Genomic DNA, 12438 nt, shown 5'->3' on the forward strand with positions numbered 1-12438 from the left:
AGTGAGTGGAGGATGGCGAGCAGTGAATGGTTGCCTGATAACCCAACAACACAATAACTAATAACTAACAACTACTTACATGGAAGTTGCACAACAAGACATAACAATTGAAGCTGAGAAAAAAGAAACTGTTAACGTTTCAGGCTCTGTAGCTTTATTAGAGGCATTGATAACCGAAGGTGTTGAAACCATTTTTGGCTATCCGGGCGGCGCTATCATGCCCATATACGATGCCCTTTACGATTATAACGATAAATTAGAGCACATATTAGTTCGCCACGAGCAGGGCGGTATACACGCTGGCCAGGGCTATGCGCGCACATCGGGTAAGGTAGGCGTAGTTTTCGCTACCAGCGGACCGGGCGCTACAAACCTCATCACCGGCTTAGCCGATGCGCAGATAGACAGCACACCTTTGGTTTGCATTACCGGCCAGGTGTTTGCACATCTTTTGGGTACCGATGCGTTCCAGGAAACCGACGTGATCAATATCACCACACCGGTAACCAAATGGAACTACCAGGTAACCGATGCTACCGAAATTCCGGAAGTTATCGCCAAAGCTTTTTACATCGCAAAAAGCGGCAGACCGGGTCCGGTTTTGATCGACATTACCAAGAACGCACAGATCCAAAAGTTTGATTTTGAGGGCTACGTTAAGTGTAACCATATCCGCAGCTACAAACCCAAACCGGTAGTGAGGCATACTTATGTTGAGCAAGCTGCCGAACTGATCAACAAAGCTAAAAAGCCGTTCATCCTTTTTGGCCAGGGTGTAATATTAGGTGGTGCCGAACAGGAGTTTAAAACTTTCATCGAAAAAACCGGTATCCCTTCCGCATGGACGGTTTTAGGCGCCGGTGCTATCCCGACAGATCACCCGTTAAACGTAGGTATGTTAGGTATGCACGGCAATTATGGGCCAAACGTATTAACTAACGAGTGCGACGTTTTGATCGCTATCGGGATGCGTTTTGATGATCGCGTAACCGGTCGTTTAGATAAATATGCCAAACAGGCACAGGTTGTTCACCTGGATATCGATCCGGCCGAGATCGACAAAAATGTAAAATCAACCGTTCCGGTTTGGGGCGATTGTAAAGAGACTTTGCCTTTATTAACCAAACTGGTTGACGAAAAAAAACATACCGAATGGCTCAATAAGTTTCACGACTATACCCGCCAGGAAGTGGAAGCAGTTATTGAAAAAGAACTGAACCCAACCGAAGGCGAAATGACCATGGGCGAAGTGATCAAGCAATTAAATGATCTTACTCAAGGTGAAGCGATTATTGTAACCGATGTTGGCCAACACCAAATGGTGGCCTGCCGTTATGCCAAATTTAACAATACCCGTAGCAATGTTACCAGTGGTGGTTTAGGCACCATGGGGTTTGCCCTGCCTGCCGCTATTGGCGCTAAATTTGGCGCGCTTAACCGCACAGTTGTTGCCATTGCCGGCGATGGCGGTTTCCAGATGACCCTGCAGGAAATGGGCACCATTATGCAAACCGGCATTGATGTAAAGATCATTATTTTAAACAACCGTTTCCTGGGCATGGTTCGCCAATGGCAGGAGCTGTTTAACGAACGTCGTTACTCATTTGTGGATATCCAGAGCCCCAATTTTGTAACTGTAGCCAGCGGTTATGGCATTGCAGGCAAAAGCATCAGCGAGCGCGCCGATCTGCAAGGCGCACTGAAAGAAATGCTTGACCACAAGGGCTCCTTCCTGTTAGAGGTGATGGTAACCAAAGAGAATAACGTATTCCCGATGGTACCGCAAGGGTGTAGTGTAAGCGAGATCCGTTTGAAATAAGAGTCAAGAATCAAGAGCCAAGACAAAGCAAAATGGAAAGACAAGAATATAACATTACCGTTTACACCGAAAATCAGATCGGGTTGTTAAACCGTATCGCCATCATATTTACGCGTCGTAAGATAAACATCGACAGCCTTAATACTTCACCATCCGAAATTGACAGCATACACCGCTTCAATATCGTGATAACCGAAACGGAAGAAGTGGTGCGCAAACTTTGCCGCCAGATCGAGAAACAGGTGGAAGTATTAAAAGTATATTACCATACCAACGAGGATGTGATATGGCAGGAAATGGCACTGTACAAGGTATCAACAGATATTATTGCCGAAAAGGTAAGCGTTGAACGCTTATTGCGCGAAAATGGCGCCCGTGCGGTAGTGATCCGTAAAGATTATACCGTGTTCGAAACCACTGGTCACCGCGAAGAAACAGATCAGCTCATTAAAATTTTACAGCCATACGGCCTGATAGAATTTGTACGCAGCGCACGTGTAGCCATTATTAAAGACAGCGATGGCTTTAACAGCAAACTGCGTGAGTTTGAGCGTTTGGAACCAGGTGAAGATGTTTACGAGAACGAATACCTGAATAAAGGCGAGAAAGTATTTACGATGTAATGAGCCGGAAGCTGGAAGCAAGAGGCACGAAGCAAGAACAACAATCGGTGTATTCAAAAAATCATCGGTGAAATCAGATAAATAAATAAATAGTCAAATCAAAACAATCGGTGAAATCAAAAAATCATCGGTGAAATCAAAATCAATAAAAACAAAAACAATGGCACAACTAAATTTCGGCGGCACTTTAGAGAATGTAGTAACCCGCGAAGAGTTCCCGTTAGCTAAAGCACAGGAAGTATTAAAAAACGAAACCGTAGCAGTTATCGGTTACGGCGTTCAGGGCCCCGGTCAGGCGTTAAATCAAAAAGACAATGGTATCAACGTAATTGTTGGTCAGCGTAAAGATTCAAAAACATGGGATAAAGCCATTGCTGATGGTTTTGTACCTGGCGAAACTCTTTTTGAAATTGAAGAAGCACTGCAACGCGGTACCATTATTTGCTACCTGTTGAGCGATGCTGCACAGATAGCTTTATGGCCAACTGTTCAAAAACATTTAACTCCGGGCAAAGCTTTATATTTTTCTCACGGCTTTGGTATCACTTTCAAAGAGCAAACCGGTATCGTTCCACCTGCCGATGTTGACGTATTTTTAGTTGCGCCTAAAGGTTCGGGTACTTCACTGCGTCGTATGTTCCTGCAAGGCCGTGGCTTGAACTCAAGCTACGCTATCTTCCAGGATGCTACAGGCAAAGCGTTTGAGCGTGTTATCGCTTTAGGTATCGCTGTGGGTAGCGGTTACCTGTTCGAAACCAACTTTAAAAAAGAAGTATACAGCGATCTAACCGGCGAGCGTGGTACGCTGATGGGATGTATCCAGGGTATTTTTGCAGCTCAGTACGATGTACTGCGTTCAAAAGGCCACACGCCATCTGAAGCTTTCAACGAAACTGTTGAAGAGCTGACCCAATCGTTAATGCCTTTAGTTGCTGAGAACGGTATGGATTGGATGTACGCCAATTGCTCAACTACTGCACAACGCGGTGCTTTGGATTGGTGGAAAAAATTCCGCGATGCAACTAAACCGGTATTTGAAGAATTATACGAAAGCGTAGCTACCGGTAAAGAGTCACAACGCTCTATCGACAGCAACAGCCAACCGGATTACCGTGTAAAATTGGATGCTGAACTGAAAGAATTACGCGACAGCGAATTATGGCAGGCAGGCAAAACTGTACGCAGTTTACGCCCTGAGAACCAGCCGGTAGAAGCATAACAACATCTTACATAGCGATGGGTTTGAAACCCATCGCTATCTGTTAAATCAAATCAAATCTGTGAGATCCAGAATCATGAAATGGAACGCTGAACTATATGACCAAAAACACGCCTTTGTATCGCAATTTGGCGAAAGTGTGTTGGAGTTGCTGGATGTAAAACCCGGTGAGCGTATCCTTGATATTGGTTGCGGCACAGGTTACCTGGCACAGCAGATCAGAAATTTAGGTGCCGATGTTTTGGGTACCGATCTTTCGCCGGATATGATCGCACAAGCAAAAGCAAATTACCCTTTGGTTGATTTTGCGGTTGCCGATGCATCAAGGTTCAGCTTTACCGAGCCGTTCGATGCCATATTTAGTAACGCGGCATTGCATTGGGTAAAAGATCATGATGGCATGATGAAGTGCGTTTACAACAGCCTAAAGCCCGGCGGCCGTTTTGTAGCCGAAATGGGCGGCAAAGGCAACGTGGACTTACTGATAACAGCCATTAAAAACACATTAATAAAATACGGCTACGATAAACAGGCCGAACTTGAATTATGGCGTTTCCCCAGCTTGGGCGAATACGCTGCCGAACTGGAAGCACATGGTTTTAAGGTAACCTATGCTATCCATTTTGACAGGCCGACACCTTTACAGGACGGCGACCTTGGAGTAACCAAATGGATCTCCATGTTTGGTTCACCTTATTTTGAAGGTGTACCGGCAGAACAAAAACAGCTGATGCTGGAAGAAATTACCGAAATACTCCGCCCCGACTATTACCAGAACGGGCAATGGTATTCGGATTATAAAAGATTGCGATTTAGCGCTGTTAAAGAGATTTGAGTATTGAGATGTGAGATATGGAGATTATAACATATTGCACAATTCAAAAACTGATCCGACAAGAAAAAAATAAAATAAAAACCGATGGCAGGTATATGATAAGAGAAAAATCTCAAATCTAATATCTAACATCTCAAATCTAAGACAAATGTTACACGATCCGAACCATGTCTATATTTTCGACACCACGCTGCGCGACGGCGAGCAGGTGCCCGGTTGCCAGTTGACAACCCCTGAAAAAGTTGAAATTGCTAAGGAACTCGAAACCCTCGGTGTTGACATTATTGAGGCTGGTTTCCCTATTTCCAGTCCGGGTGATTTTTTAAGCGTTGTTGAGATATCAAAAGCGGTTAAAAACCCAACCGTGTGCGCGCTTACCCGTGCCAATAAAGGGGATATCGATGCCGCTGTTGAGGCTTTGGCATATGCCAAACATCCCCGGATCCATACCGGTATCGGCTCGTCTGACATGCATATCAAACATAAATTTAATAGCACCCGCGAAGAGATATTGGAGCGTGCTGTTGAAGCAGTGAAGTATGCCAAAAAATCCGTCGAAGATATTGAGTTTTATGCCGAAGATGCCGGTCGTGCAGATGTACATTTTTTGGCCAAAATGGTGGGGGCGGTCATCGCGGCAGGCGCAACCGTGGTAAACATACCCGACACTAACGGCTACTGCCTGCCAGACCAATACGGCCAAAAGATCAAATTTTTAAAAGAGAACGTTAAAAATATCGATAAGGCAATTATCTCGGTACATTGCCATAACGACCTGGGTTTAGCCACTGCAAACTCTATTGCAGGCTTACAAAACGGCGCCCGTCAGATCGAGGGTACCATTAACGGTATCGGAGAGCGCGCAGGCAACACTTCTATCGAAGAGGTGGTAATGATCCTGAAAACGCATACCGGTTTAGGCTTAACCACCAACATCAACACCAAAAACTTTTACGAACTGAGCCGCATGGTAAGCACACAGATGCGCATGCCGGTACAGCCTAATAAAGCTATCGTAGGTAGCAACGCTTTCGCACATAGCTCAGGTATACACCAGGATGGCTTTTTGAAGAATCGCGAAAATTACGAGATCATTCGCCCGGAAGACGTAGGCTTCCCGAACGCGAGTATCGTACTAACCGCACGCAGCGGCCGTCATGCCTTAAAGTTCCATTTGGAGCGTTTAGGCTATAGCCTGGATAAGGACGAATTAGCCGGTGCATACACCCGGTTTTTAACCTTAGCCGACAGTAAATTGGATATTAATGATGATGATTTAACTTTGTTGATGAAAGCTGTAAAGCAATTAGCATAAACCGGTCATCTGAAAAAGATAGATATTAATTAGAAATAAAAAAATGAGCAAAACATTATTTGATAAGGTGTGGGACAAGCACGTGGTACGTAAGATAGAGGGCGGTCCCGATGTGGTTTTTATCGATCGCCACCTTATCCACGAAGTAACCAGCCCTGTTGCCTTTTTAGGTTTAAAAAGCCGCGGCATCAGGGTTTTATACCCTAACCGTACGTTTGCTACGGCCGATCACAACACGCCAACCATTAACCAGCACTTACCGGTTGCCGATCCGCTTTCGGCTAACCAGTTAAAAGCTTTGGAAACCAACTCGAACGAATACGGCATTAGCCACTGGGGTTTGGGTCACCAAAAAAATGGTATTGTACATGTTGTTGGTCCGGAATATGGTATTACCCAACCAGGCGCTACCATTGTTTGCGGCGACAGCCATACCTCAACCCACGGTGCTTTTGGTGCGATAGCATTCGGTATCGGTACATCCGAAGTGGAAATGGTGTTGGCTACCCAATGTATTATGCAGCCTAAGCCTAAAAAAATGCGTATCAACGTTAATGGCAAATTAGGTTTTGGTGTTACCCCGAAAGATGTTGCGCTGTTCATTATTTCGCAATTAACAACATCAGGCGCTACAGGATATTTTGTAGAGTATGCCGGTGATGTTTTTGAAAACATGAGCATGGAAGGCCGGATGACGGTTTGTAACCTGAGCATCGAAATGGGTGCCCGCGGCGGTATGATCGCTCCGGATGAAACGACCATCAACTATGTAAAAGGCCGCGAGTTTAGCCCTAAAGGCGAAGCATGGGACAAAGCTTTGGCATACTACAAAACTTTAAAAACAGATGCTGATGCTGTTTTTGATAAAGAATATACTTTTGATGGTTCGACTATCGAACCGATGATCACCTATGGTACCAACCCGGGCATGGGCATGGGCATTTCGCACGAGATACCCGATGCTGCACATGTTGAAGGGGGTGCCGCCACTTACGAGAAATCGTTAGGTTACATGGGTTTCCACGAAGGTGAATCAATGATCGGCAAAAAAGTTGATTTTGTATTTGTGGGCAGCTGTACCAATGGCCGTATCGAAGATTTCAGGGCGTTTACTTCCCTTGTAAAAGGCAAACACAAAGCCGATGACGTTACTGTTTGGCTGGTACCGGGTTCGCACATTGTAGAGAGTCAGATCAAAGAAGAAGGTTTGCTGGATATTTTAACCGAAGCAGGTTTCGTACTGCGTCAGCCAGGTTGTTCTGCCTGTTTGGCCATGAACGATGATAAGGTACCTGCAGGCAAATACGCGGTGAGTACATCAAACCGCAACTTTGAAGGCCGCCAGGGCCCCGGTGCACGCACTATGCTGGCCAGCCCGTTAGTTGCAGCAGCAGCAGCAGTTACCGGTGTAGTAACCGACCCGAGAACGTTAATTGAAGAATTAGTTTAAGAAGAAGACCATAGACCATGGTCGATAGTCCATAGATATTTTTTGCTATGGACTATCGACCATCGACTATAAACTCAAAAAAAATGGCTTACGATAAATTTAATATACTGACAAGCACCGCGGTACCACTACCGATAGAGAATGTAGATACCGACCAGATCATCCCGGCTCGCTTTTTAAAGGCTACCGAACGTGTTGGCTTTGGCGATAACCTTTTCCGCGATTGGCGTTATAATCCGGATAACAGCCCTAAACAAGACTTTGTATTGAACAACCCTGTTTACAGTGGCAAAATACTGGTTGGTGGTAAAAACTTTGGTTCGGGTTCATCGCGCGAGCACGCTGCCTGGGCAATTTACGATTACGGCTTCCGCTGTGTGATATCAAGCTTTTTTGCCGATATCTTTAAAAACAACTGCTTAAACATCGGTGTGCTGCCGGTACAGGTTAGCCCTGAATTTGCTGAGAAGATCTTCACCTCAATTCATGCCAACCCAAAAACTGAAGTTGAAGTTAACCTGCAACAGCAAACCGTTACTTTGTTATCTACCGGCGAAAAAGAAAGTTTTGACATCAGTCCGTATAAAAAAGAGAACCTGTTGAATGGTTTCGACGATATTGATTACCTGCTGAACATTAAATCGGATATTGAGGAGTTTTCAGCTCAGCTTCCGCTTTAAAAAATATAAAACACTCTTGCTTAGCTCTGTGAACTTTGCGAGAATCCCGGTGTCCTCTGTGCTAAAATTAACCGCAGAGAACACTGAGAAAAACACAAAGTACACAGAGTAGTTCTCACCAAATGTGTGTAGTTACACACAGCCAATAACCTTATCCATTAAATGGAAAGAAAGAAAATAGAGATAATGGACACTACACTTCGCGACGGGGAACAAACCTCGGGAGTGTCGTTTTCTGTATCCGAAAAACTGACCATCACCCAGTTACTTTTAGAAGAACTGCATGTCGACCGCGTGGAGATCGCGTCGGCACGTGTATCCGACGGTGAGTTTCAGGCTGTGAAAAGCATTTTAAACTGGGCTCACGAAAACGGTTATGCCGATAAAATAGAAGTGCTCACCTTTGTGGATAACGGCGTTTCTATCGACTGGATGGTAAACTCGGGTGCCAGGGTGCAAAACCTGCTCACTAAAGGTTCGATGAACCACCTCACCCACCAGCTTAAAAAAACACCGGAGCAGCACTTTGCCGAAATTAAGCAGGTAATTGATATGGCCGAAAGCCACGGCATTGTTACTAACGTTTACCTGGAAGACTGGAGTAACGGCATGCGCAACTCGCCGGAGTATGTGTTTGAATTTTTGGATTTTCTGACCAAACAAGCGGTAAAACGTATATTACTGCCCGATACTTTAGGCATTTTAACGCCCCAGGAGACCTTCAAATATCTGACCGAAATACGCGCTAAATACCCTGAAATACATTTTGATTTCCACGCCCATAATGACTACGATCTGGGTACGGCAAACGTATTGGAAGCAGTAAAAGCAGGCGTAAATGGCTTGCACCTTACTGTTAACGGTATGGGCGAGCGTGCGGGAAACGCCCCTATGGCCAGCGTGATCGCAGTAATTAAAGATTTTGCGAAGGACGTGGATATGCGCCTGAAAGAATCGTCGATATACAAGGTGAGCAAATTGGTGGAGACCTTTTCGGGTGTGCGCATCCCATCCAACAAACCTATTGTTGGCGAAAACGTGTTTACCCAAACTGCCGGTATCCATGCTGATGGCGACAATAAAAACAACCTGTATTTTAACGACTTGCTACCCGAGCGGTTTGGTCGCAAGCGCGAGTACGCCCTTGGTAAAACATCGGGCAAAGCCAATATCGAAAAGAACCTGCAGGAGTTAGGCTTAAAACTTAACGACGCCGACCTGAAGAAAGTGACCCAGCGCGTAATTGAACTAGGCGACCGTAAGGAAACGGTAACCAAGGAGGATCTGCCCTACATCATTTCGGATGTGTTGGATAGCAGTTTGTACGAGGAGAAGGTTACTGTACAATCCTATGTGCTGATGAACTCGATGGGTTTGCGCCCATCAGCAACGATATCTATCACTATTGATGGTGAGAAGTTTGAAGAGAACGCCCAGGGTGATGGCCAGTTTGATGCCTTTATGAATGCGTTGACCAAGGTTTATACTAAAAAGAAAAGGCGTTTGCCAAAGCTGATTGATTACGCGGTGCGCATTGCGCCGGGTAGCAGCAGCGATGCTTTGTGCGAAACCATTATCACCTGGGAGACAGAGCAAAAGAAATTTATTACCCGTGGCCTGGATTCGGATCAAACAGTATGCGCCATTAAGGCTACGCAGAAGATGCTGAACATTATTTAGATTAAAGAGCAAAGACCAAGGATCAAAGACAACTTTAATATAGATATTTACAAAATGCCTGCGTTAGGGATGGCAGCGGATACCGGCCTTGTGCTTAATGCCTGTGCAGTATGAGCGTACAGCCCGGGCCGAAGGTAACGCCCGGATAAAACAGAAGAATAATAACACGTAACTAAATATTATACCTCCATTCTCAACAACTATTCAAATAAGTTTTGAGAAAAGGCAAAACACTAATAAAACAATGAAATTAAACATCGCCCTTTTGGCAGGAGACGGCATCGGTCCGGAAGTTATTGACCAGGCTGTTAAAGTATCAAACGCTGTCGCAAAAAAATTCAACCACGAAATTGTATGGACATCAGCCTTAACCGGCGCGGCAGCTATTGATGCCGTTGGAGAACCGTACCCCGATTCGACACACGAAGTTTGTATGGCTGCCGATGCGGTATTGTTCGGCGCTATCGGTCACCCGCGTTTTGATAACGACCCTAAGGCAACCGTTCGCCCGGAGCAGGGTTTGTTAAAAATGCGTAAAAAACTGGGGTTATTTGCCAATGTTCGTCCAACGTTTACCTTCCCGTCATTGATCGATAACTCGCCTTTAAAACGCGAGCGTATTGAGGGTACCGACCTGATCATTCTGCGTGAGCTAACCGGTGGTATTTACTTTGGAGAGCGTGGCCGCAAAGATGACGGCAACACCGCTTTTGATACCTGTACCTACACCCGCGAAGAAGTAAAACGCCTGGCTAAATTAGGTTTTGAAATGGCGATGGCACGTGGTAAAAAACTGTGCTGCGTGGATAAAGCCAACGTTTTGGAAACTTCACGCTTATGGCGCGAAACCGTGCAGGACATGGAAAAAGATTTCCCTGAAGTTACGGTGAGCTACGAATTTGTTGACGCGGTTGCCATGCGTTTGGTACAATGGCCGAACAGCTATGATGTATTGATCACCGAAAACCTTTTCGGCGATATACTGACCGACGAAGCGTCTGTTATCTCGGGTTCGATGGGCCTGATGCCGTCTGCTTCTATCGGTGTGCACACCTCGTTGTTCGAGCCTATTCATGGTTCATATCCGCAGGCAGCCGGTAAAGATATTGCCAATCCGTTGGCTACCGTACTTTCGGCCGCAATGATGTTCGAGGATGCCTTTGGTTTGAAAGAAGAAGCCGAACTGATCCGCGAAGTGGTGAACAAGTCGCTTGCCGAAGGTATAGTGACCGAAGACCTTGCCGGCAAAGAAGGTAAAGCTTACAAAACCAGCGAAGTTGGCGATTGGCTGGCTAAAAATATCTAAAACCTACTTTAACCAAGTAAAACCTGAATCTTTCAGTAAAGCAGTCTGTTTACGGGCTGCTTTTTTGTTGATACGAAAGTGATAAGCACGCAAAGGCGCTAAGATTTTTAAAGCCTTTTCTTAGCGACTGATGCGTGTTTGCGCGAAATCATATCCAAACATTTCATTAGGGATATTTTGATTTTTTTAAGTACTTCGCCCCGTAATTGAACGAACCCATGCTGAAAAGAGTTGTAGTAACAGGTATTGGCGCATTGACCCCACTGGGTAATGATGCCGAAACGTTTTGGAAAAATATTGTTGCAGGTAAAAGCGGTGCTGCGCCGGTTACACGGTTTGATGCTACACCCTTCCGCAGCCACGCGGCTTGCGAGCTGAAAGGTTTTGATGCTACCGCAGTGCTCGACCGTAATGATATTAAGCGTAACGACCTGTTTACCCAATACGCGTTGGCAGCTACTGATCAGGCTATAGCCGACTCGGGTTTCGAGCTGGATAAAATGTCGCCCTTTGATGTGGGAGTGATATGGGGATGCGCGCATGGTGGCACCATTACTTTCGAAGAGCAAATGAAGGAGTATGTTAACGGTAATTATGTACCCCGCTTTAACCCTTTCTTTTTACCAAAAGCGCTGATCAATATGGCCTCGGGTATGATATCCATACGGCATGGTTATATGGGGCCAAACTATACCACGGTTTCGGCGTGCGCCAGCTCTAATACCGCTTTAATGGATGCTTTTAATAACATCCGTTTGGGTAAGGCTACCATTATCATCACCGGCGGTTCAGAAGCGCCTATAACCGAGTCATCTTACGGCGGGTATTGTGCCTTAAAGGCGATGTCGGTACGCAATGATGATCCTGAACATGCTTCGCGCCCGTTTGATATACACCGCGACGGTTTTGTGATAGGCGAAGGTTCAGGCGCTTTGGTTTTGGAAGAATACGAACACGCTAAAGCTCGTGGTGCCAAAATATATGCTGAACTGGCTGGTACCGGCGCTACCGGCGACGCTTATCACATGACGGCTACACATCCTGAAGGTATCGGTGCTATCCGCGCCATGCAAATGGCTTTAAAAGAAGCAGGACTAAGTATAACAGATGTAGATTATATCAACCCACACGCTACCTCGACACACGTTGGCGATCTATCCGAAACCAAAGCTATCGCCACGCTTACCGGCACCCAAAAAACCAAACTGCACCTTAGCGCTACCAAATCCATGACGGGGCATTTACTGGGTGCCGCAGGTGCTATTGAGTCGATCATTTGTTTATTAGCTATCCGCGATGGTATTATACCACCAACTATCAATACTACCGAAATAGATCCGGAAATACCTCAAAACCTTAATATCGTATTAAAAGAAGCCTTACAGAAAAAAGTCAATGTAACCATGAGCAATACCTTTGGTTTTGGCGGGCATAATGGTATTGTGGTGTTTAAGGGGGTGTAAAACAAGTAGCAGTGGCAGTTATTAGCAGCAGTAAAAACTTTTAAAAAG

General features: G+C 45.5%; 10 protein-coding genes. All 10 read left to right on the plus strand.

Annotation, left to right across the window (positions count from 1 at the left end; all coding sequences use genetic code 11):
* The first annotated feature begins 79 nt into the window (after nucleotides 1-79).
* The 10 genes from ilvB (at nucleotide 80) to fabF (ending at nucleotide 12390) form a co-directional block, all read left to right on the plus strand.
* Complete coding sequence (ilvB, locus tag ACFGVR_RS23405; protein WP_448700123.1) at nucleotides 80-1819, plus strand: biosynthetic-type acetolactate synthase large subunit; 1740 nt, start codon at nucleotides 80-82, stop codon at nucleotides 1817-1819.
* Between the two features lie 32 nt (nucleotides 1820-1851).
* Complete coding sequence (gene ilvN / locus ACFGVR_RS23410) at nucleotides 1852-2442, plus strand: acetolactate synthase small subunit (RefSeq protein ID WP_448700124.1); 591 nt, start codon at nucleotides 1852-1854, stop codon at nucleotides 2440-2442.
* 160 nt (nucleotides 2443-2602) lie between these two features.
* Complete coding sequence (gene ilvC / locus ACFGVR_RS23415) at nucleotides 2603-3661, plus strand: ketol-acid reductoisomerase (RefSeq protein WP_448700125.1); 1059 nt, start codon at nucleotides 2603-2605, stop codon at nucleotides 3659-3661.
* A gap of 61 nt (nucleotides 3662-3722) precedes the next feature.
* A complete protein-coding gene (locus tag ACFGVR_RS23420) occupies nucleotides 3723-4496 on the plus strand; it encodes a class I SAM-dependent methyltransferase (RefSeq protein WP_448700127.1) in 774 nt (257 codons plus the stop codon).
* A gap of 148 nt (nucleotides 4497-4644) precedes the next feature.
* Nucleotides 4645-5811 carry a 2-isopropylmalate synthase gene (locus tag ACFGVR_RS23425; RefSeq protein ID WP_448700128.1) on the plus strand — a complete coding sequence of 389 codons (1167 nt, stop codon included), beginning with the start codon at nucleotides 4645-4647 and terminating at the stop codon, nucleotides 5809-5811.
* A gap of 43 nt (nucleotides 5812-5854) precedes the next feature.
* Entirely contained in the window at nucleotides 5855-7261 is a 1407-nt protein-coding gene (gene leuC / locus ACFGVR_RS23430; RefSeq protein ID WP_448700129.1) for a 3-isopropylmalate dehydratase large subunit, read from the plus strand.
* 83 nt (nucleotides 7262-7344) lie between these two features.
* Complete coding sequence (gene leuD / locus ACFGVR_RS23435) at nucleotides 7345-7941, plus strand: 3-isopropylmalate dehydratase small subunit (RefSeq protein WP_448700130.1); 597 nt, start codon at nucleotides 7345-7347, stop codon at nucleotides 7939-7941.
* 162 nt (nucleotides 7942-8103) lie between these two features.
* Nucleotides 8104-9621, plus strand: coding sequence for an alpha-isopropylmalate synthase regulatory domain-containing protein (locus ACFGVR_RS23440; protein ID WP_448700132.1), 1518 nt, complete (start codon nucleotides 8104-8106; stop codon nucleotides 9619-9621).
* A 244-nt stretch (nucleotides 9622-9865) separates the two neighbouring features.
* Entirely contained in the window at nucleotides 9866-10927 is a 1062-nt protein-coding gene (gene leuB / locus ACFGVR_RS23445; protein ID WP_448700133.1) for a 3-isopropylmalate dehydrogenase, read from the plus strand.
* A gap of 218 nt (nucleotides 10928-11145) precedes the next feature.
* A complete protein-coding gene (gene fabF, locus ACFGVR_RS23450) occupies nucleotides 11146-12390 on the plus strand; it encodes a beta-ketoacyl-ACP synthase II (RefSeq protein WP_448700134.1) in 1245 nt (414 codons plus the stop codon).
* The last annotated feature ends 48 nt before the right edge of the window (nucleotides 12391-12438 follow it).

Source organism: Mucilaginibacter aureus (assembly GCF_053514885.1).